Origin of the sequence: Commensalibacter sp. ESL0382, assembly GCF_009725775.1 — a bacterium.
Taxonomy (GTDB): domain Bacteria; phylum Pseudomonadota; class Alphaproteobacteria; order Acetobacterales; family Acetobacteraceae; genus Commensalibacter; species Commensalibacter melissae.
Window position 1 is genome coordinate 53,503 of sequence record NZ_WNII01000012.1, and the last position, 21,824, is coordinate 75,326.

At 38.2% G+C, this 21,824-nt stretch carries 21 protein-coding genes; 11 read left to right on the forward strand and 10 right to left on the reverse strand.

Features of this window, described 5'->3' with window-relative positions:
- Nucleotides 1–87: 87 nt before the first annotated feature.
- Entirely contained in the window at nt 88–618 is a 531-nt protein-coding gene (locus GM552_RS07975; protein WP_196424880.1) for a DUF2939 domain-containing protein, read from the forward strand.
- A gap of 11 nt (nt 619–629) precedes the next feature.
- Here the strand turns inward: GM552_RS07975 and GM552_RS07980 are convergent, their stop codons facing one another.
- The 6 genes from GM552_RS07980 to zapE form a co-directional block, all read right to left on the reverse strand.
- Nucleotides 630–857, reverse strand: a complete 228-nt coding sequence (locus tag GM552_RS07980; RefSeq protein ID WP_155566017.1) for a DUF3126 family protein — start codon at nt 855–857, stop codon at nt 630–632.
- 92 nt (nt 858–949) lie between these two features.
- On the reverse strand, nt 950–1,960 hold the full coding sequence (locus GM552_RS07985; protein WP_155566018.1) for a L,D-transpeptidase: 1,011 nt from the start codon (nt 1,958–1,960) through the stop codon (nt 950–952).
- An 82-nt stretch (nt 1,961–2,042) separates the two neighbouring features.
- Entirely contained in the window at nt 2,043–3,767 is a 1,725-nt protein-coding gene (gene lpdA, locus GM552_RS07990; RefSeq protein WP_155566019.1) for a dihydrolipoyl dehydrogenase, read from the reverse strand.
- A 45-nt stretch (nt 3,768–3,812) separates the two neighbouring features.
- Nucleotides 3,813–5,018: a 2-oxoglutarate dehydrogenase complex dihydrolipoyllysine-residue succinyltransferase gene (gene odhB / locus GM552_RS07995; protein ID WP_155566020.1), complete on the reverse strand. Its 1,206-nt coding sequence runs from the start codon at nt 5,016–5,018 to the stop codon at nt 3,813–3,815.
- Between the two features lie 44 nt (nt 5,019–5,062).
- A complete protein-coding gene (locus GM552_RS08000; RefSeq protein ID WP_155566021.1) occupies nt 5,063–7,918 on the reverse strand; it encodes a 2-oxoglutarate dehydrogenase E1 component in 2,856 nt (951 codons plus the stop codon).
- Nucleotides 7,919–8,052: 134 nt separating this feature from the next.
- The gene (gene zapE / locus GM552_RS08005; RefSeq protein ID WP_155566022.1) at nt 8,053–9,156 is read right to left on the reverse strand and encodes a cell division protein ZapE; all 1,104 of its coding nucleotides are present in this window, start codon (nt 9,154–9,156) and stop codon (nt 8,053–8,055) included.
- Between the two features lie 216 nt (nt 9,157–9,372).
- Between zapE and GM552_RS08010 the strand changes: the two genes are divergently transcribed.
- The 6 genes from GM552_RS08010 (at nt 9,373) to GM552_RS08035 (ending at nt 15,015) form a co-directional block, all read left to right on the forward strand.
- Complete coding sequence (locus GM552_RS08010; RefSeq protein ID WP_155566023.1) at nt 9,373–10,392, forward strand: aspartate-semialdehyde dehydrogenase; 1,020 nt, start codon at nt 9,373–9,375, stop codon at nt 10,390–10,392.
- Nucleotides 10,393–10,746: 354 nt separating this feature from the next.
- On the forward strand, nt 10,747–11,199 hold the full coding sequence (gene sdhC / locus GM552_RS08015; protein ID WP_230873109.1) for a succinate dehydrogenase, cytochrome b556 subunit: 453 nt from the start codon (nt 10,747–10,749) through the stop codon (nt 11,197–11,199).
- A gap of 64 nt (nt 11,200–11,263) precedes the next feature.
- Nucleotides 11,264–11,677 (forward strand): succinate dehydrogenase, hydrophobic membrane anchor protein, encoded by a 414-nt coding sequence (sdhD, locus tag GM552_RS08020; protein WP_230873110.1) that lies wholly within the window; start codon nt 11,264–11,266, stop codon nt 11,675–11,677.
- 27 nt (nt 11,678–11,704) lie between these two features.
- A complete protein-coding gene (gene sdhA, locus GM552_RS08025; RefSeq protein WP_155566024.1) occupies nt 11,705–13,516 on the forward strand; it encodes a succinate dehydrogenase flavoprotein subunit in 1,812 nt (603 codons plus the stop codon).
- A gap of 19 nt (nt 13,517–13,535) precedes the next feature.
- Nucleotides 13,536–14,318, forward strand: a complete 783-nt coding sequence (locus tag GM552_RS08030) for a succinate dehydrogenase iron-sulfur subunit (protein ID WP_110439083.1) — start codon at nt 13,536–13,538, stop codon at nt 14,316–14,318.
- A 34-nt stretch (nt 14,319–14,352) separates the two neighbouring features.
- Nucleotides 14,353–15,015 carry a tyrosine-protein phosphatase gene (locus tag GM552_RS08035; RefSeq protein ID WP_370533621.1) on the forward strand — a complete coding sequence of 221 codons (663 nt, stop codon included), beginning with the start codon at nt 14,353–14,355 and terminating at the stop codon, nt 15,013–15,015.
- A 13-nt stretch (nt 15,016–15,028) separates the two neighbouring features.
- On the opposite strand, the gene GM552_RS08040 is transcribed toward GM552_RS08035, so the two are convergent.
- Nucleotides 15,029–15,532: a helix-turn-helix domain-containing protein gene (locus GM552_RS08040; RefSeq protein ID WP_122124102.1), complete on the reverse strand. Its 504-nt coding sequence runs from the start codon at nt 15,530–15,532 to the stop codon at nt 15,029–15,031.
- A 481-nt stretch (nt 15,533–16,013) separates the two neighbouring features.
- Between GM552_RS08040 and GM552_RS08045 the strand changes: the two genes are divergently transcribed.
- Nucleotides 16,014–16,796 (forward strand): NAD kinase, encoded by a 783-nt coding sequence (locus GM552_RS08045; protein WP_155566026.1) that lies wholly within the window; start codon nt 16,014–16,016, stop codon nt 16,794–16,796.
- A gap of 26 nt (nt 16,797–16,822) precedes the next feature.
- On the opposite strand, the gene GM552_RS08050 is transcribed toward GM552_RS08045, so the two are convergent.
- The 3 genes from GM552_RS08050 to GM552_RS08060 all read right to left on the reverse strand — a co-directional run bounded on the left by GM552_RS08050 (nt 16,823) and on the right by GM552_RS08060 (nt 18,420).
- On the reverse strand, nt 16,823–17,512 hold the full coding sequence (locus GM552_RS08050; protein ID WP_155566027.1) for a response regulator transcription factor: 690 nt from the start codon (nt 17,510–17,512) through the stop codon (nt 16,823–16,825).
- 185 nt (nt 17,513–17,697) lie between these two features.
- Nucleotides 17,698–18,132, reverse strand: a complete 435-nt coding sequence (locus GM552_RS08055; RefSeq protein WP_155566028.1) for a hypothetical protein — start codon at nt 18,130–18,132, stop codon at nt 17,698–17,700.
- A gap of 30 nt (nt 18,133–18,162) precedes the next feature.
- The gene (locus GM552_RS08060) at nt 18,163–18,420 is read right to left on the reverse strand and encodes a hypothetical protein (protein WP_155566029.1); all 258 of its coding nucleotides are present in this window, start codon (nt 18,418–18,420) and stop codon (nt 18,163–18,165) included.
- A gap of 669 nt (nt 18,421–19,089) precedes the next feature.
- Here GM552_RS08060 and GM552_RS08065 point away from each other — a divergent pair.
- Genes GM552_RS08065 through GM552_RS08075 form a run of 3 tightly spaced genes read left to right on the forward strand, consistent with a single transcriptional unit; the run spans nt 19,090 to nt 21,752 of the window.
- Nucleotides 19,090–19,284, forward strand: coding sequence for a DUF1656 domain-containing protein (locus tag GM552_RS08065; RefSeq protein WP_110439090.1), 195 nt, complete (start codon nt 19,090–19,092; stop codon nt 19,282–19,284).
- Nucleotides 19,285–19,314: 30 nt separating this feature from the next.
- Nucleotides 19,315–20,226 (forward strand): HlyD family secretion protein, encoded by a 912-nt coding sequence (locus tag GM552_RS08070; protein WP_110439091.1) that lies wholly within the window; start codon nt 19,315–19,317, stop codon nt 20,224–20,226.
- Nucleotides 20,227–20,237: 11 nt separating this feature from the next.
- A complete protein-coding gene (locus GM552_RS08075; RefSeq protein WP_370533622.1) occupies nt 20,238–21,752 on the forward strand; it encodes an efflux transporter outer membrane subunit in 1,515 nt (504 codons plus the stop codon).
- The last annotated feature ends 72 nt before the right edge of the window (nt 21,753–21,824 follow it).

A 21,824-nucleotide genomic window follows, 5' to 3' on the forward strand; every position in this document is an offset into this window, starting at 1 on the left:
AACAGGTTAAATAACAAGAATATGACTTTTTTATACATATCCCAAAAAAAATATAGAAAAAATCTGTTTTTATATATAAAATGGTTAATGGTCATAATTGTATTTTGCACGATATACGTTGCCTATCCATATTTGACCCTATGGTCAATTTCTAAGGCGATACAGACCCACGATACTAAATATCTAACCAAAAGTTTGAACTGGCATTCTATTCAAGATCACTTAAAAAAATATCTCACTCAGGATTTTCACAGCCCTTCAAAAGAAGACCTGGATGAATTACCGGATTTTGGAACGTCTTTTGCGACTGAAGCGGTAAGTAATGCTATTGATCATCATATAAATCACAATAGTTTACATGTTTTACTTGATTATATATCCCCGCCTACATTGCCATCATCCTCTTCTTTGAAAAATAAGAAGAATGCATTACAAATTTATATGTCGAGCCATATCTATTTTTCTTCGCCTTTTACAATGCACGCAAGAATTATCATTCCTGGTGAAAACATGCCACCCTTAAGCCTGACAATGAAATTACAAAGATGGCGTTGGAAAATTACAAACATATCTTTACCTGATCAGGTTATTGCCCAACTTTTCCAACAGAATAAATAGACTAGTTCTGATTATACAAGATCTTCTTCTAATATTGTCATTGAGATCGCATAAGAAATTTCACCTTCATCCTCATCACGATAAACTGTTCCAATTGACTCAAGCGTTTTTCCATCTTGAATACATAATTCAACAGGCTGTCCCTGACGTTTAGGCAAAATAACCTTCAAATTGTTATTCCCTAATTTTTTCTGTAAATATGACTGTAATGACTTGCCTTCTTTTTCAGTAATATTCATAGACTTTCCTTATCTTGAAATCGAAAATTGAAAATGATTCCATATTAGTTAACCAACCCTTTACCAAATTACCAGTTCTTTATTTGAAATTATCATTTAATTTTCTCTGAAGAATCAACAACAACCAACAGGTCACCAGCAATTGGTGTAACCTGGCGATTTCTAGATAAAATAGCTTCAAACCGTTTATTCTGTTTTGCGGCCTGCTCATATAAAACATCTATGATACCATAATGATCTATAAAACGGTTCATATGGGCAGAAATACGAACGCATCCTTCAGATGCAGAATTGCCCAGTCTTGGTTCCAAATATACAGGATCTGTTGCATGCATTTCCAACCGAATCTGACCTTTTACATGATTAGGCAACCACCCTTTTTCAGCCCATTGCCAACCAAAATCCCATACTCGCATTCCTTTCGTTCCGTTACCACGAATCCCTAATTTATTCTTGGTACCCAACGCGCGATATCCCAACCTTTCCGTAGTATTCATGAATACACCTGTCGGTGTGACATAATATAATTTACGTCCTTTTTTTCCTGTAGATACATGCCCTCCCCCAAATGCCATCCATTGATCCGTGCCTTGAGGAAAAGCCAGCACAAAACATAAAGCTTGAACCTTGGGATTGCGATCAACCACAACTAAAATCTGTGCCCGTTTCAAGAGAATACCTGATTTTTCAACTTCTTTTTTGGCCAGTCTAATCCATTCCATATTTTGTTTATTGCTATAAATTCGTGCACGGGGAACATTCTTGCTTAATAAACGCTGAAGCCTTCTGGCCTCTAAATAGGCCTTTTCCGGCGCAAGGACTGGTAAAGGAGGTAAAGTGACAAAATGATTATTACCAAAGATCGAGAAATTATTTTCAAACTGAGTATAATCAATATGACATTGATTTCCTGTCAGACTTGAAAAACAGTCATATATAATTGGAGAAAAATCACGATCATCAATTGGACAATAATAATGTCGTCTTAAAGAGTTCAATTGATCAGTAACATTGAAAGAGGAGAGAGATGTTTTAGCAAAAGGCTGCATAATAAAGATTAAAGAGCACAATAATATGCAAACCCTTAATCGATAAAGCTTCATCCTCTCTCCTTATTATGTAAAATATTACAATTATTCATTAATTATATATAATATTTTACAAATAAAAACAGAATAATTTAGTTTACATATGGATTGCCTGGTTCTGTGTTGCCAAGGCCGCCTCTTTAACCGCTTCGGACAAGGTAGGATGCGCATGACAAGTCAAGGCAATATCTTCGGCAGAAGCACCAAAAGCCATTGCCAATACGGCTTCTGCAATCATTTCACTGCAATTTGGACCAATCATATGAACACCCAAAATTCTGTTGGTATGTTTATCGGCCAGAATTTTTACAAAACCGTCTGTTTTACCCATTGCACGGGCACGACCATTAGCGCTGAATGGAAATTTGCCAACCGTATAGGCTACATTTTCTTTTTTCAATACTTCTTCTGTTTTACCAACCATGGCAACCTCAGGTTCTGTATAAACAACACCTGGAACAAGGTTGTAATCAACATGCGGCTTTTTACCTGCAATAAATTCTATAGCTGCCACACCATCCTCTTCTGCTTTATGCGCCAACATTGGACCAGCTATCACGTCTCCAATCGCATAAATACCCGGAATATTGGTTTGGAATTGAGCGTCTGTTTTAATTCTTCCCCTTTCATCCAATTCCACACCAATTTTATCTAGTCCCAGACCTGCAGTTACAGGACGGCGACCAACTGCCATCAAGACTACATCTGCCTCAAGAGTTTCCTGATTCCCTCCTTGAGCGGCTTCAATTGCGATCTTAAGCTGTCCATTCATCTTGTCAATTTTACTAACTTTATGAGACAGTTTCAGTTCAAAACCTTGCTTGATCAAAAGACGGGCTAATGTAGATGAAATTTCCTGATCAAAACCAGGCACCAACCGATCAAAGTATTCAACCACAGTAACCCTGGCACCTAAACGTTTCCAAACACTTCCAAGTTCAACCCCGATCACACCACCACCAATAACGACCATATGACGAGGTATTTCAGAAAGAGCCAAGGCTCCTGTTGAACTTACAACCTGTTTTTCATCAATTTCAATTCCCGGCAATCCTGCCGTCTCACTGCCAGTTGCAATGATAATGGAACGCGCGCTAATCTCTTGCCCATTAACGGAAACTTTTCCTGCGGCAACAATGGTTGCCTCGCCCTCAATACGCGTTACCTTATTCTTTTTGAATAAGAACTCGATCCCATTAACATTCGCCTCAACGACTGACTGTTTGTGCTCCTGCATTTTTTTCAGATCAACTGAGACATTCTTAACAACAACCCCCAATTTTTCAAATTGATGCCGGGCAGCTTCATATTGCTCGGAAGCATATAATAAAGCTTTTGAAGGGATGCAGCCAACATTCAAGCATGTTCCACCCAATGTTTTCCGTTTTTCTACACATGCGACTTTCATGCCCAGTTGTGCAGCACGAATGGCGGCAACATATCCTCCTGGTCCCGCACCAATTACAAGAACATCATAATCATATTCACTTGCTGGCGCGGAAGCATCAACTGGTTTTTGCTCAGGATTTGAGCCCGAAACAGATGACACTCTTGTATCATTTCTTGTAACTGTTTCTCCTTTTCCCAATGGTTCCAATGTCACCAATAATGCACCTACTGAAACCTCACTGCCCGCTTCGACAACATGTTTGCCGACAATTCCCGCAGAGGGGGCCGGCACTTCAACATTTACTTTATCCGTTTCAAGCTCAACAATCGCCTCATCCGCAGCAACTTGATCGCCTGGCTGTTTCAACCATTTTGAAACAACAGCAGATGTTATACTTTCCCCCAAAACAGGTACGACAATATTTATGGTCATGTTTTTTACCTTTCCTATCCTTTATAATAAATTTCACACGACCCCTTAAACATCCAACAACAAGCGTTCTGGATTTTCAATACGTTCCTTGATATGAACCAAGAAACTGACCGCTTCCTTACCATCCACGATACGATGGTCATAAGAAAGAGCAAGATACATCATTGGACGGATAACAACCTGTCCATTGACTGCAACTGGACGCTCTTTGATCGCGTGCATCCCCAGAATTCCTGATTGCGGCATATTTAAAATTGGGGTGGACATCAGAGAACCGTAAATTCCTCCATTTGTAATCGAGAAGGTACCCCCTGAAAGGTCAGCTAATTTCAGCGTATTACTGCGTGCACGTTTTGCAAAATCAATGATCTGCCCCTCAATCTGAGCAAAACTCATTTGATCCGCATCTTTGAGCACGGGAACAACCAGCCCATTTGGGCCACCAACCGCAATTCCCATATTCACAAAATGACGATAGATAATATCTTCACCATCAATTTGTGCATTGATTGCAGGATATTCCTGAAGGGCAGATACAGTTGCCTTTACAAAAAAAGACATAAATCCCAAACGGCTACCTTCATGTTTTTTATTGAAGGCTTCCTTATACAGGGTCCGCATATTTATGACGGCAGACATGTCAACCTCATTAAAGGTCGTCAACATTGCCGCTGTTTCCTGTGCTTCCTTAAGGCGACGCGCAACCGTACGACGTAACCGGGTCATTTTGACACGCTCTTCACGAGGATCATCCTGACGGGGTACAACAGGACCAGATGCCTTGGCAGGATTTTCCTTTTGATCCAGAAATTGTACCACATCATCCCGTGTAATCCGGCCACCCCGTCCCGTACCAGCCACCTGATCAACCGTAATATTTTTTTCTTCCATCATTTTACGGGCAGCCGGCATTGAAACTGGCTTATTATCAGCAGGCACTGAAACCGAGGGTTCTGCCTGTTTAACATCCTGTACAGACACACTTTTGGATTGAGCTGATTCAATAACCGAAGCCCCATCCTCCAATACAGTCAATAAGGTCCCAACACTGACCTCCTGCCCTTCATGTACCAGCTGTGCACCCATCACACCTGTTTTAGGCGACGGAACCTCTACACTGACCTTATCTGTTTCAAGCTCTACAATCGCTTCATCCATATTCACAACCTCACCAGGTTTTTTTAGCCATCTGGCAACTGTGGCCGTACTGATACTTTCGCCTAATTGCGGTACTTTAATTTCAATGGACATATTTGTTTTTCCTAATTAAATCTTATTATTTCTCAATATAGTTCTTATAAATTCAAGGCTTGTTTAACCAATTGTTCCTGACCTGCCTTATAAACAGACATCAACCCTGCTGCAGGACTTGCCTGAGCCGTACGTCCGGCATATTCAATTTTGATTGGACTATTTTTAACCGTGTGCACAATCGCTTCAATCTTACCAGAAATAAACTGCCATGCCCCCATGTTCTGAGGTTCTTCCTGACACCATACAAATTCCTGTGCCCCAGAATATGATTGTATCAATTTCTTAACAATATCGATTGGGAATGGATATAATTGTTCGACACGAACCAAAGCCACATCATTTTTCTTGGCTTCACGACGAGCTATCAACAAATCGTAATAAACCTTACCTGAACAGAATACAACTCGTTTGACTTTTTGACGATTTACAGAGGCATCTATTTCATCAATAACTTGTAAAAATTCTGTTTTATCCGCAAATTCTGCCAATGTTGATTGTGCAAGAGGATGTCTTAATAAAGATTTCGGGGACATGACAACCAACGGTTGACGATAATTCCGTTTCAACTGCCGACGCAAGGCATGAAAATAGTTTGCGGGAGTTGTAAAATTACAAACCTGCATATTTTCCTCTGCACTTAGCTGCAAGTAACGTTCAAGTCGGGCAGATGAATGTTCAGCCCCTTGTCCTTCCTGGGCATGTGGCAATAAAAGCACCAACCCCGATTGCTGGAGCCATTTACTTTCAGCAGCCGAAACAAACTGGTCAATGATAATCTGTGCGCCATTGGCAAAATCACCGAATTGCGCCTCCCACAAGACCAAGGCATTTGCATTTTCACAAGAATAACCGTATTCAAATCCCAGAACCGCAAATTCAGACAGCAATGAATTATAGATGTCCAATTTCGCCTGATCAGTGGCAATATGATTTAAAGGAATATAAGGTTGCTGCGTCTTCTGGTCAAACAGCATTGCATTACGATGACTGAATGTACCCCGTTGACAGTCTTCACCGGAAAGACGAACCGGATGCCCCTCCAACAAAAGGCTACCAAAGGCCAAGGCTTCACCAGTCGCCCAGTCAAACCCTTTTCCTGTTTCAAACATTTTGGCCTTAGCTTCAAGTTGACGAACCAATTTCGGATGGCAATTAAACCCTGTTTGGTATGAGCTAATCGCTTTACCAATCCGCTTTAAATCATCAATTGAAACTGCCGTGGAAAAATCTTTACGATTTTTTCCACGCCATTGCATTTTTTTCCAGTCACCTTTTAACCATTCTGGAGTTCCGGGATGATAATTATCAGCCTCTTCATAGGATTTTTGTAAATAATTCTGGAAATCAGACCAATATTTTTCCGTTTCTACAGCAGAAATCACTCCTTCATCTTGTAATTTCGCTGCATAAAGCTGATAAATATCCTTATGTTTATGAACAGCCTGATACATGATTGGCTGGGTAAATGTCGGTTCATCCGTTTCATTATGTCCAAATCGACGATAACAGACAATATCAACAACAATATCCGTTGCAAAACGTTCCCGATAATCAACGGCAAGCCGCATGACTGAAACTACAGCCTCAGGATCATCCCCGTTGACATGAATGACGGGAGCTTTAGCAACTTTAGCGACATCCGTACAATAATATCCAGAATGTCCATATTCTGTAGATGTGGTAAATCCAATCTGGTTATTTGTAACAACGTGAATTGTTCCGTTTGTTTTATATCCGGGAAGCCTGGACATGGCAAAAGTTTCATAAACCACACCCTGTCCAGCAAAGGCAGCATCACCATGCATTAAAACAGCCAGATGTTTCTGACCATTAGCATCTTGCATGGCACGAACCCTTCCCTCTACAACAGGATCAGCCGCCTCAAGATGGGACGGGTTAAATTCCAGGACAAGATCGACATCCTGTCCATTCATTTGAACCTGTTTTCGATATCCAAGATGATATTTCACATCTCCAACACCAGGAATATCGTCAGATTTATAAGATTTTCCTGCAAATTCACTAAATAAGGCAGGAAAAGACTTGCCAACGATATTGGTTAAAACATTTAAACGTCCACGATGTGCCATGCCCATCGCCACAGATTGAATATCATAATTTGCTACTGCATGTCGAATAAGGGTACGTAAGGCAGGAATAAGTGATTCCCCGCCATCCAATCCAAACCGCTTTACACCAACGTAACGTTTTTGACAAAAAGTTTCAAACCCTACAGCCTCTGCAAGTTCCTGTAAGATTGTTTTCTTATCATCTGCATTCAGCACATGATTTTTCTGGCTTTCAACCTTTTCACAAAACCATTGCTGTTGTTCACTATTTTGCAGATATGTATATTCCCAGGCAATTGAACTGCAATAAATCCGCCTTAATACAGGAATGACTTCACCAAGAGTATGAATTTCACCTGGAAGGAAATTCTTAGTAACATCTCCCATAAAAACTGGGCGATCCAAATCCTCTTTTTTAAATCCATAAGTTTCAGGATTTAATTCCTTGCACTCTATAGGCTTATGAATGGACAAGGGATCCAATACAGCATTAAAATGACCAAAGCTTCGATATGCATTTATAAGCTCTACGGCTCGCAGACTGTCATTCGCAGCCTGATAAAGTTGTTTGGCTGTTACTTTTCCCTCTTTCGTCAAAGCGGGCTTGTCATCGGGCTCCAATTCAATTTTTACAGGTTTGCGAGGGGCCCATGAAGGTCCCCTTACATCATCCATTACAACTGTCTTATCATCATTCATCGCAGAAAAAATCTGTGCAAATGACGGGTCAACACTATTAGCGTCCTGCCTCCACTTTGCATATAATTCCGCAAGATACGCAGCATTCGATCCACTGAATACACTGGCAATTTGATCAGCAATCGCCATAATATTTCCCCTTAATTATTTCTACTAAAAACTCACTATTCAGAGTTTAATTTACCTATTAATATAACAAGTGCACCTATAAGCCACTTCAATTTTTCTTTAACAAATGTCAGAGAACCTTTACTCTCGAATGCCTATTTTGTCCAATCTAGACTTTGCATTTCATACAAACGTGAAACAGTACGCTCAAAAAAAGCCGCCCTATTTTCCTCAGGATAAATATGCTCCCAATCCGTCTCCGCAGATACATAGAGAATTGTATGCCGTTCGTACAATACATCAATCAAAGTGGTAAACCGTTCAATTACATTCATATTTTCAGGGTTAAATATCGGTATGTTATCAATAATCAATACTTCATATTTTTGAGCCAAAACCAAATAATCACCAGCTCCCAGTGCCGCATCACATAATTGTTCAAATTGAAACCGGGCCACCTTTCCTGCTGCGCAAGGTATGGTAAATTGACGTCCCATAACGGTTAAGATTGTCTTTTCGCCCTCTTTGCCACCTGATTCCTGTAGGAAGATTTTATCCAGAAGAGCATGGTTTTCCGGATTACAGCCGATCAACCATTTGGTTTCAATTTCCTTGCGACCCAATCGATAATCATGTGCCGAACATAATTCAAGTTCAATCATATTTTGTGCTAATAAAGCAATAAACGGCTTGAAAGCATCAGCTCCCGGTCTGTTTTGAAATAAATCCCTGATGTGAACATTCGAAGTGGCAACAATGATAACTCCCAATTTAAAAAGATATTCAAACAGTCGCCCCAATATCATTGCATCAGCTATATCATTGACTTGAAATTCATCGAAACAAAGCAACCATGTCTTTTCGACAATTTCCTCAGCCAGTTTTGGAATGGGATCTTCACCCTTTGGATACTGTATTTCCAACGCATGAAATTTCTTATGCACTTCCTGCATGAAAACATGAAAATGTGTTCTCATCTTTTTTTCAACAGGGGCCTGACTGTAAAATAAATCCATCAACATTGATTTACCTCTACCAACAGGCCCTACAAGATATATACCCTTGGGTTTTACAATAGGCTTTTTCCACAATTTTTTAAATGAATTCAAAAGCCCGCCAACGTTAGTCTGTTCTGGCACATAATCAGACAATTCAACACAAAGATGATCCAGTCGGTCTGCAATTTGTTCCTGTGCCTTGTCTGGTTTAAGCTCACCATTCTTTACTTTTTGTGCATACAACACATTTAAACGACTCATAAATAAAAAAAACCCTGATTAACAATTAGTATAAAGACCTTTTAAATTATTACTAAGAAGAACATAGCTTCTTTTTTTTTCCTAATAATTTTCTTTATTTTCAAACAATTTTGATAAAATTTATTTACATAAATAATAAAAGAGTTAAAATATTTGGCTGGTTTCTAAAGACTTCTTTAAAATTTATTAAACTTTATTATCTAAGGATTATATACTATGGGATATCGCATAGCCGTTATTGGAGCAACAGGGGCGGTAGGTAGAGAAATCTTAAAAATTCTGGCGGAACGTGATTTTCCAATTAAGGAAATTGTTGCCTTGGCTTCTCCACGTTCGGCAGGAAAAGAAATATCCTTTGGTGACAAAAGAATTCTAAAAGTCCAAAATCTTGAAACCTTTGATTTTAAGGGATGGGATATCGCTTTATCCTCTCCTGGCGCATCCGTATCATCCGTCTATTCACCCAAAGCAGCCAAGGCAGGCTGTATCGTGATTGACAATACTTCCCATTTCCGTATGGAACCTGATGTTCCATTAGTGGTTCCAGAGGTTAATCCGGAAGATTTAAAGAAAATCAAGCGGAATATTGTTGCAAATCCAAACTGTTCAACCATTCAGATGGTTGTTGCCTTAAAACCTTTGCACGACTTGTTCAAAATTAAAAGAATTGTTGTTTCGACATATCAAGCCACAGGCGGGGCAGGCAAAAAAGGAATGGACGAATTATATATCCAAACCAAATCATCATTGGTTGGGGATTCCATTTCAATAAACAATTTTACCAAGCAAATTGCCTTTAACTGTATACCTCATATTGATAAATTCATGCCAGACGGATCGACAAAAGAAGAATGGAAAATGAATGTGGAAACCAAAAAAATTCTTGATCCAGATATCAATGTTTTTGCAACCTGTGTTCGGGTTCCTGTTTTTATCGGACATGGCGAGGCAATTACCATTGAATGTGAACGCCCCGTTGATCTTGCCAAGGCACAAAAAGCCTTACGCAACGCTGAAGGTGTCATTCTATTCGATAAACAGGAAGATGGCGGCTATATTACCCAGATTGAGGCGGCAGGAGAAGATGCCTCCTATGTTTCACGACTCCGTATCGATCCAACAGTTCCAAATGGCTTAGGACTATGGTGCGTTTCCGACAATTTACGTAAGGGTGCAGCATTGAATACAGTACAGATTGCCGAAAAATTAATAGAAATGAATCTAATTTCTAAATGATAGTTTTTAACCAACAGATCATAAAATTGATATGATTTGTTGGTATCGAAATTAAAAACATAAATAAATTAATGATTACCAATTTCACGTTTCTATAGCCATTAATCCAATTTATACAAATTAATTTGATATTTATTTTATTATCCTGAAAATTGTTATTATCATATTCTTATTGTTACTTTAGAAATAAAACAAAAAACTGTTTAGTCATCAAATAACAAAGACCCCGAATACTTCATACACAATCAATTGAATGTCCAAAAATTGACTGGATCAATCTTTTAGTGGGGTATAAAGTGCAATTAACTTAAATCGGTATCAGCCGTGTTATAAGGATTAATTAGGAAATCAAGAATGTCGGATATACGCAAAACTTTTTATGTAGGTTACAAAAGTGACGGATCATATCGAAACCGACCAATGTCGCCCCATTTACAAGTTTACAAACCCATTTTATCAATGGTCTTGTCAATCAGTAACCGCATTACAGGCGGTGCACTTTCCGCAGGAAGTGCATTAATGGTTGCCTGGCTGGTTTCAGCCGCAAAAGGACCAAAATCTTTTCAAAAAACTCAAAAATTTACAGGAAGTTTTCTAGGACAAATTATTTTATTTGGTTTTTCATCAGCATTCTTTCTCCATTTTATTGGCGGTATTCGTCATTTTATTTGGGATTTAAGTGGCAAACGTCTTGAAAAACCTGAAATTAATCAAGACAGTAAATCAGAGGTTATCGGTGTTGCTGCTTTAACTTTAGCTTTATGGACTATTATTCTTGGTAAAAAAATCAAAAAAAGAAAAAAATAGACAACCTTCGTATTGATTAAAAAATATCAAAATAATTTTCTATAAACAATTAGGAGAAACTCCAATGAATACCTCTGTAGAACGCCCCACCATTCTACGCTCTTATCTTGGACGTATGCGTGGATTGGGGACAGGACACAATATTTTCGAACATTGGTGGACCGAACGCATAACCGCGGCAGGCAGTGCCCCTTTATCAATCTGGTTTATTATCCAAATGCTAAGATTGGGTGATGCAGATCATAAGGATGTTGTAAAATGGGCTGGAAAACCTACGAATACAATTTTATTACTCACACTTGTCTTGCTAACATTCCGTCATATGCAACTCGGCTTGGAAGTCATTACATCAGATTACGCACGTGAAAGAAAAAGATTGGCTCTTAATTACTGTATTAAAGGTGGGGCCTTATTTTTAGGAATTCTATCCGTAATTTCTATATTAAAATTATTTTTTACTGCATCCGCCAGTAAATAATTCAGCATTTAAAGGATATATATCGTAATGACTGATACTACTTTATCATTAAAAGATACGTATCGTATCGTGGATCATGCCTATGATGTCATTGTCATAGGGGCTGGCGGTTCTGGCTTGCGGGCAACATTGGGAATGGGTGCGGCCGGTTTTCATACAGCCTGTATTACAAAAGTATTTCCAACCCGCAGTCATACAACAGCAGCCCAGGGGGGAATTGCGGCTTCACTTGGAAATATGGGAGAGGATCACTGGCAATGGCACATGTACGATACCGTAAAGGGCTCTGACTGGCTTGGTGATCAGGACGCAATTGAATATTTATGCCGTGAAGCGGTTCCTGCCGTTTATGAACTGGAACATATGGGAGTACCCTTTACCAGGAATAAAGATGGTAAAATCTATCAACGTCCATTTGGTGGACACATGCGCGACTTCGGAAAGGAACCCGTTCAACGCGCTTGTGCTGCGGCAGACAGAACTGGTCACGCTATATTGCATACACTTTATCAACAATGCTTGAAACATAATGTTGAATTCTTTGTTGAATATTTTGCTATTGATCTTATCATGGATGAAAATGGCACATGTCGCGGTGTTACGGCATGGTGTCTGGAGGATGGCAGTATACACCGTTTCCGTGCAAATCTGGTTGTTCTGGCGACAGGAGGATATGGACGCGCTTTTCAATCCTGTACTTCTGCCCATACTTGCACAGGTGATGGAAATGCCATGGTCATGCGTGCTGGCATCCCAACACAGGATATGGAATTCGTTCAATTCCATCCAACCGGTATTTTCCCAGCCGGCTGTTTGTTAACAGAAGGATGTCGCGGAGAAGGCGGCTATCTGACAAACAGTGAAGGTGAACGTTTCATGGAACGTTATGCGCCACATGCAAAGGACCTTGCTTCTCGTGACGTTGTCTCTCGTGCCATGATTGTGGAAATCAATGAAGGACGCGGATGTGGTCCCAATAAAGATCACATCATGTTACATCTTGAACATCTGGGGGCAGACCTTTTACACGAACGTTTACCTAGTATTGTTGAAACATCGCGCATTTTCTCCGGAATTGATGTAACGAAGGAACCCGTTCCTGTATTACCAACTGTCCATTATAATATGGGTGGTATCCCAACAAATCTTCAGGCCGAAGTTATTCGACCTACCAAAGACAATCCAGATGCAACCGTTCCGGGATTAATGGCAATCGGTGAATGTGCCTGTGTTTCCGTTCATGGTGCAAACCGCCTTGGCACGAATTCATTACTTGACTTGATTGTATTTGGTCGTGCAGCTGCCTTACGTGCAAAAGATATTCTTAAACCTGGCGCTCCTGTTGCTCCATTCCCTAAAAATGCCGGGGAAAATGCATTTGGCCGTTTAGATAAACTAAGATTTGCCAAAGGTGGAACCCGTGTGGCTCAAATGCGTGACACCCTGCAAAGAACCATGCAACGTCATGCAGCCGTTTTCCGGAATACTAAAAACATGAAAGCGGGCGTTGAAAAGATTAGGGATATCTGGTCTGGTCTGGGGGACATCTCTGTTTCCGATCAATCCCTGATTTGGAATACAGATTTAATGGAAGCCTTGGAATTCGAGAATCTATTGGCAAATGGTACCGTAACCATGGTAAGTGCAACCGCACGTCATGAAAGTCGTGGCGCACATGCCCATGATGATTATCCTGAACGTGACGATAAAAACTGGTTGAAACATACTGTTTCATATCTTAATGACAAGGGAGAGGTTTCACTTGATTATCGCCCAGTCCATATGAGAACTTTAACCGATGAAGTTCAGGTTTTCCCTCCTAAAAAACGGGTATATTAATCAGAGAAGGTGATGACTAATGGTTGAATTAAGACTACCCAAAAACAGTAAAATTGGAATTGGAAAAGTATTTTATGCCTCTTCACAGGCAAAAAATATCAAGAAATTTAGAATCTATCGTTGGAGCCCTGATGATAACAAAAATCCAGTCATCGACACTTACGAGGTTGATCTGGACAAAATCGGCCCAATGGTTTTAGACGCGTTAATTCATATTAAGAATGAAATTGATCCGACTTTATCATTCCGTCGTTCTTGTCGTGAAGGGGTTTGCGGATCTTGTGCCATGAACATTAACGGATTAAATACCCTAGCCTGTTCAAAACACATTAATGAATATGAGGGGGATATTGCAATTTATCCTCTCCCCCATATGCCCGTCATTAAGGATTTGATACCTGATCTTAATGGTCCATATGCACAATTAAGGGAAATTGATCCATGGCTTAAAGCTGATACCCCTCCACCCCCTGACAAAGAACGGTTACAATCCATTGAGGAGCGTAAAAAACTGGATGGTTTATATGAATGTATCCTGTGTTTTTGCTGTTCAACCTCTTGTCCTTCATATTGGTGGAACGGGGACCAATATTTAGGCCCATCCGTCTTATTGGCTGCCATGCGTTGGGTTGCTGATAGCCGTGATGAGTATAAAGGCGAACGCCTTGATGAATTAGAGGATTCAATGCGTTTGTATGCATGCCGTACTATCATGAACTGTACACAGACCTGTCCAAAAGGGCTTAATCCAGCTCATGCAATTGCTGAATTGAAAAGATTACAAATTGAACGTAAACTTTAAATAAGCTAAAAGATGAGTCATGAAAAAGAAATATATTTTTGACTCATCTTTTCCAAATCGTCGGGACTATCATATCGCATGGCTCAACAGCCTATTTGTTGACCATGCGATTTTTCGTTTATTCTGGTCAAATTTTCAGACAGTTATCCCCGGTAAAGTATATCGCAGCAACCATCCCACTCCAACCAGATTATTGAATTTAACAAACAAATATCATCTTAAAACAATTATCAATTTACGGGGTAAAAGAAATTGTGGTTCTGATGCGCTATCCCGCCATATCAGTAATAAATTAAATTTAAAACATTACGACCTCCCTTTTGAAAGCCGTGGAGCACCACATATCGATCGAATTCTAAATCTTGCAAATATTTACAAAGCTATTGAATTCCCTCTTTTAATCCACTGTAAATCTGGAGCTGATCGTGCAGGTTTAGTTTCCGCATTAATTCTTCTATTTGAAAACTACGATATTCATTCTGCAATGCGACAGCTTTCATGGAAATACGGTCATTTTAAATATTCCAGAACAGGAATTCTTGATGCTTTTTTTACCCAATATCTTCAGCAAACGCATGGAAAAGTGAATTTTTTATATTGGCTTCAATCCCAATATAATGAAAAGCAATTAAAAGATTCTTTCAAATCGAAAAAAATCTCCTCTTTTATTACAGATAACATTTTACATAGAGAATGAAATATTTTTTAAATCATTCTGCCATAACCTTAATAAGATGTAGCAACTTTTTCCTGATTTCCTTATCTTTAATATGATAATACGCCTTTAACAAATCAACCGTTTCCTTATTATTCATAACATTCAAATCTGTAATTTTAATTTCCTCCTTAATGGCATTTTCCTTATCCTTGGTAATTAATATTTTTTTAACATCTAATGCCGTTGAAAATGATGGAGGAACCTGACTTTTATTTTCTTCGTTTCCGGTCAAAAACTCATCAAAGAAAAAATTAATCGGAACTTGCAAAAACTGTGCTATATAATAAAGTCTCGAAGCGCCAACACGATTAAATCCCTTTTCATATTTTTGAATCTGTTGAAATGATAAACCTAAAGCTATAGCAAGTTTTTCTTGGGAAAAGCCCAATAACTTTCTTCTTAACCGGATACGGCTTCCTACTCGTTTATCTATAGGATTGGGAGGAATTTTTTTTTCTTTTGAAATACAGTTTGATAGCAACTCATTTGCTTTCATCAAATAATAAACTTTCACAATAAAATACTTGTAAAATCATATCCACAATAAATATTTATATTAAATAACTCTTTCAAAACATTATATATTACTAGACAAATATGATTGTTTACATTATTCTAAACTAATAAATATATATATATTTACATTTAGCCATGAAATATAATTTTAATTCAACACCATTATCTCTAATTGCATAATTTTTACCTAATTTATAAATATTAATAAATAATTAAATTGTTTACCTAAAATTAGCAAATAAATTTTAAATTTTGGTATATCAATCCTTTTTTAAGTATTATTCAGTTTACAAATCTATCTATTCAACCCAGTAGCTCTAGTAAAATTTTAATAATAAATTATATTTGATTTAATAATTTTGATTGATTAAAAAAGAAATTAATTAAACTAAAACAATATTGTTTATATGTTGCGTAATGTTTATAATTAATGAAATCTGTATAATTGCCGAGAACTATTTATGAGGTTTTTTGATAATCCACCCACAAAGTTTCATTTTTTATCCATGGATAAACCCGAGGCAATTCAATATAAAAATGACCTGGTAAAAAAATATGGAAACGCAAGTATCGACCAAGCCGAAGTCATTATCTGTATTGGTGGTGATGGTTTTGTTCTAGAAACACTTCATACTTATATTAATTATCAGATTCCAATTTATTGTATCAATTTCGGTTCTGTTGGTTTCCTTACAAATCCCAAGATCAAGAAGGATCTTCCATCACTACTTCAAAAAACCCAACCAACTTGCCTTCATCCTTTGGCCATGTCAGCTAAAACAGTTGATGGTAAAACACACACAGCCCTAGCTTTTAATGATATATTTTTATACCGGCAAACCAGACAGGCAGCCAAAATAAAGGTGATAATTAATCATAAGATCAGGTTATCTGAACTGATTTGCGACGGTATCATTCTTTCAACACCCGCAGGATCGACAGCCTATAATTTATCAGCACATGGTCCAATCGTTCCCTTAAATTCTGATTTGTTACCCTTAACTCCTATTTGTCCTTTTCGGCCACGCCGATGGAGAGGCGCATTACTTCCTTCAACAACTCTTTTTCAATTCTTGACCATGGAAGAAAATAAACGCCCTATAGCAGCTGTAGCCGATTTCACAGAGATACGTGACGTTGTCGAGATTACTGTCAAAGAAAACAAATCTATAAAATCTTGTTTACTATTCAATCCAAATCAAAGCTTGTCAGAACGGATTATTTCAGAACAATTTTCCGAATAAAGATTGGTGAAACGTAATATCTATTTTCATTCACTATCCATTGTTGATTTACGGAAGATATAACCTTGTCCCCATATTGTTGAAATAAAATCTTCCGCACCAGCATCTTGTAATTTTTTTCTTAATTTACATACAAAGACATCAATAATTTTAATATCGGGTTCTACATTGCATTTGTATAAATGGTTTAAAAGTGCCGCCTTTGTAATTAAAGTGCCCCGTTGTAAAATAAGCAATTCCAAAATAAGATATTCCTTGCCTGTCAAATGAACCAATGCTTTATTAACGAATACTTCATGTGTTTCCAAATTGATACTTAATGCATCAATATGAATAATTTTTTTGGAAAATACTTTTTGGACACGTCTCAAAACCGCCTTGCATCTTGCAATCAGCTCATCCTCATAAAATGGAATTAACACATAATCATCCACACCTGCCTGAAAAGCTTTTATCTTACTTTCCAGATTATTTTGTCTGGAAACAACAATAATAGAAATCTTTTCATTTAATGCGCGCAATTCTCTAATGGTCGAAAAAAACAATTTATCCAAATTATTTCCTTCAACTATAATAAGATCATATTCATACAGATGAGCCGTTGATAATACCTCAATATCAAACGATACCCTATCGATAGAAAAGTCTGTTACTTTAAGTTTTTGGTAGAATTCATGCTCTAAAAAAAAGATTTCTCCCATAAGAAGAACGTGCATACTTCTACTCCAGGTTATAAAATGAATTTAAAATACTACTATAAAGTGCATAAGTTTATAAAAAAAATCAACAAAAACTTAATAATGAGAATGATAAATTTGGAAAAACAATTTTTTTTCAACAACTTCGTAAATAATGTTGAAGTATTTATTATAAAAACCTCAACATTATAAATAAAATCTATTCAGATTTTTTTTCTAAATTTCTTTTTAATAAACTGCCATATAAAACTTCGTAAATATCCACCCAACGGCCCTGTAAGTGCAGTAATTAAAGTTGTCAGGGCAATTGAATCACGCAATTGCTTTAAATTATGGTTCCGAATCACCTTGGCTTCTATCTCTTCTTCACCAATTTTTGCCTGCAAGGCTAGATAGAAAAAGATACCAGCACACAAAATATCAAAAATTAGGATAATTAATGATGATCCCAAAAAACCAATATGAAACAACCAGCAACACAGCGCCGCCAAAACAGCATGCAAGGAAATTAAAACAAATAATCCAAATACTGCCCCTATACAGCATAACAGGATTTGCTTGCTTACTCTAATTGACTTTTTTTTCAAAAGCAGGAGCTCTGCATCCGCTGCTGCTTTGCCAAATTCAACAATCTTCATGTATATAGACCATTTCTACAACAAATATTACTAGCGCGTCATCCGACCCAGTACAAAACCTATAATCGTGGAGATCAAAACCGCTTTGATCGGTTTGGATTGAACTTTTTTAGAAAGCTGCTCTACTTGTTCTTCTGCAACATCCTTCATATCATCCTTAATCTTATCTGCTTTATCTGCCATTTCAGCCAAGGCAGGATTAAGCTGTTCTTTTGAAGCCATGACATTATCTTGAACCTGATTTTTAATTTGCTTTAAATTTGTTTTTTTTTTCTTGCAAAAAAACATTTTAATTCCTTCTACATATCCGATAAAACTTGTTTTCAAGTTTAATATATATTTAAATTAATAATAATAAAAAAAGACAAGAAATATTATTTATTTTACTTTGAATAATGTAATAAGACTTAATGACAAGATCTAAACATACAATTAGATTTATTACTAATAAATGATATAACTCATAAAATGCTTTTTTTATCTATAATTGCATATTAAAATTACTTGATTTTAATATGCAATTTAATTTTTTCTATTCAAATTTTCCAATTATGGACCAAATATTTCCTTTCTATTTTAACCTAAATTTTATTTACTGCAAAACGCATTGTAAAATAAAATTAATGTACATATACAATGAAAATATCTTGACTTGAAAATAATTTAGGCATAATCCGCACGGAGAGCATTTAATAATTCTTGATTTATTCCCTTACTTAAATATGTTTTAAATGCTACCCATATCATTATCCGTTTCTATCATAAATGGATTATATTATAAACAATATTAGAGTTAATTTTTTAAGATCAAATTGATTGATTCATGTTTTGTGCTTTAAAGAAAATTTTGTCCATAAAAAAAACAAATTTATATTACTCTTTTTTATTTTTCTGGGAATTTACAAACTATCCATTAAAAATTAGTAAAAATGTTTCCTTTTTTCTGAGTGCAACAAGATGATCGCAGAATTTGATTTTTTTGGTGTCTATATCGCCCCTTTTGTTGTTTATGCTTTATTTGCATTCGCCTTAACTGTTATTATCCGTTCTTTCCTGTGGAAAACAGGTTTAATAAAATTATTTTGGCATCTTGCTTTATTTGAAGTAGCTTTATATTTCAGTATCCTATGTTTGCTTATCTTATATGTATAACTTCTGACTTTAAGAATTTGTTTTTCAATCATGGCACCCATTAGTAATATCATCCGCATCATCTTGACCCTAATCATTGTAGCCATGGCTATAATTCTAGGGGTAGCCTTGTGGGACACCTACATGATTGCCCCATGGACCCGTGATGGTCGTGTCAGAGTATACGTCGTTAAAATCGCCCCGGAAATTTCGGGCACCATTGTACAGGTTCCTGTCAGGGACAACCAGTTTGTTCGCAAGGGTGATCCCCTTTTCGTAATTGACCCCTTACGTTTTAAAATCGCCATTCAACAGGCAGAGGCAAATTTGGAAAATGCGGAGGCCAATCTTGCCTTACAACGTCGTAATGCAATGCGTCGCAAAGGATTGGAAGGCATTGTTTCAACAGAAGAAAAAGAAGATTTCAATACAAAGGTTAGAACCGCACAGGCAAGTGTAGATACAGCAAAAGCAGCCCTGACAGAAGCCAAGTTAAATTTGCAGCGTTCCATACTTTATTCACCTGTCAATGGCTATATTACAAATCTTAATTTACGGGTTGGTGATTACGTCAATACAGGCAATTCATATTTATCCGTTATTGATGCCGATTCTTTCTGGGTCTATGGCTATTTTGAAGAAACCAAAATGTGGGGCATTCATGTCGGCGATGTCGCCCGGATCAAGTTAATGGGATATAAACAGATACTGCCCGGACATGTTGTCAGTATTGCCCGTGGTATCAATGACTCTAATGCCAACGCTGATAATTTTGGTTTGCAAAACGTTAATCCCATTTTTACCTGGGTTCGTTTGGCTCAACGTATTCCCGTAAGAATTCATATTGATCATATTCCAGACACGATCCATCTTTCCGCCGGCATGACCGCCACAATCAGTGTCGGCCCACAAACAAGTGGCAGAAAAGGAAAACTGGCCACCTGGTTACAAGATCATCTATGAGTATTTCAAACATGTTCCGTCTAAAATCTATCTGGCAGAAAGCAATTACATTTTCCTTGATTGGATTGAATGCCTGCACGGTTGGCCCCAATTTTCATCGGGATCACATGAAAATTCCGGAACAATGGACTGAAAAAGTATGGAAAAGACCAGCCACAGCCCAAGAGATTGTCCAGGCAGCGAACAACATGCGTCGTTGGTGGGAACAGTTTCATGATCCATTGTTAAATCAACTTGTTGAAAAGGCCATCCAGAACAATTATGACCTTCAGATGGCGGGACAACGGATTTTGGCCGCTCAATCCTTGCGTGATCAGCAGGCGTCTAAATGGTATCCCCAACTGGATGGTTCTGGCGGATTTGGATATCAGACATCTTCCAATACCTTATCCAGCAATATCTCGATATCAAAAGGAAATCCAAATAATGCCGTTATACGTCGTTATGGCGCGACATTCAGCTGGCAACTGGATACATTCGGTTTGATCAGACGAATGGTTCAATCCCAAGAAGAGGCTGTAAAGGCCTCGATCGAGGATAGAAGAGCCGTCCTTTTAGCCATGCTTTCTCAACTGGCCAATAACTATGTAACCCTCCGCACCATGCAGCTACGGTTACGCATAGCGGATGAAAATGTTGCAATCGCCCAATATATCTATAATCTGGCACAAAAACAGTATATTGAGGGTACAGGCACGACTCTAAGCACTGCCCAGGCAGAAGCCGAGCTTGAAACCCAGCGAGCAAGTCGAGAGCCCTTGAAAACCAGCATTACCCAGATTACCCATACAATTGATGTTTTGCTGGGACAAACGCCGGGAACCACGGAAACACTTCTTAAGATAGAACAGCCTTTACCAGACTTACCCCCATTTCCACCCTCCATTCCTTCCATTGCCCTAGCCAATCGTCCAGACATACGTATGGCCGAAAGGCAATACGCCATGGCAACGGCAAATATCGGTGTTGCGGTTGCAGAACTCTATCCACAATTCACCATTGACATGAGTGCGATGCCAACGACTTCTTTTACCAGTCAAATGGCCAATATTGCCAGTCTGGTATCCAGCAGCTTTATCAATCTTTCCATTCCAGGTCTGCATGGTGGCCGCCTTAGTGCCGCGGTTAAGCAAGCGCAGGCTCAGGCAGAAGAGGCACGGTTAAATTACCGTCAAACAATCCTGACATCCCTGAAGGAGATCGAGGATGTTATCGCGGCCTGGGGTGATGATTCAGAACATGTTGATCTGTTGCACAAATCCAAAGTAAGCAGCCAGACTGCCCTTATCCGTGCCCAAAAACTCTATAAGGCAGGACTTACAGGATATCTGGATGTCCTGACCGCGCAACGAACAGCCACAAATGCCGCCAATGAAGAGGCTGTGGCCATTTTGGAACGTTTCCAGGATTCCATCAATTTGTTCACGGCCCTTGGAGCCGGCTGGCAGGGTGTGGATATAACAAAAACGGAACTTCCCATGACCATCGAACAACAAAATCTGTTAGCGAAACTGGTCAAACAATAAAATTCGAAAGCAGTTTTAAAAATTATACTTCAATTATATTAACGTATAACCTGATCCAATTTTATAGTTTTA